This is a genomic window from Variovorax sp. KK3 (genome assembly GCF_001984055.1).
In the GTDB taxonomy this organism is placed as follows: domain Bacteria; phylum Pseudomonadota; class Gammaproteobacteria; order Burkholderiales; family Burkholderiaceae_C; genus Variovorax.
Genome location: NZ_LYVO01000193.1, coordinates 1 through 619, shown reverse-complemented (window position 1 = coordinate 619; position 619 = coordinate 1). Strand labels below are relative to the sequence as shown.

The 619-nt window shown below is 68.7% G+C and carries 1 protein-coding gene; it reads right to left on the bottom strand.

Translation table 11 applies throughout. From position 1 onward, the window contains the following. Nucleotides 1-619, bottom strand: a 619-nt coding sequence (locus tag B0W80_RS34110) for an Ig-like domain-containing protein (protein ID WP_143684931.1), incomplete at both ends; no start/stop codon positions are given.

Here is a 619-nt window from a genome sequence, read left to right as displayed (position 1 = left end):
CCAGGCTGAGGTTGAGCGTCGAGATCGCAGTGGTGCCGCCGTCGCTCAGCGTGTAGGTGGCGGTCGGCACCGCGCCGCTGAAGTTGGCGGCCGGCGTGAAGACGTAGCTGCCGTCGGCGTTGATCGTGAGCGCGCCCACGTTGGCGATGGCCGCGGTCTGGCCGGCCGTGTAGGTGATGCCGTCGACCACGAACTGGGTCACGGTCAGCGCGTCGTTGTCGATGTCCGTGTCGTTGGCCAGCACGTTGCCGGCGAGCACGGTGTCTTCGGGGCCGCTGTTGGCGTCCGCATTGCCGACCGGCGCGTCGTTGACGCCGGCGACCGTGATGGTCAACGTCGAGGTGTCGCCGCTGGAGCCGTCGGTCATCGTGTAGGTGACGACCGGCACCGGGCCGTTGTAGTTGGCCGCCGGCGTGAAGGTGTAGCTGCCGTCGGCGTTGATGAGCAGCGTGCCGATGCCGGCGATGGAAGCGGTCTGGCCGGCGGTGAACACGGCCGCATTGCCTGCCACCTGGAAGCTGGTGACCGTGACCGGGCCGTCGGGGCTGGTGGTGCCCGTGAGCACCGAGCCCGAGAGTGGCGTGTCCTCGTTCGTGCTGACCACTTCGTTCGCGTCGAA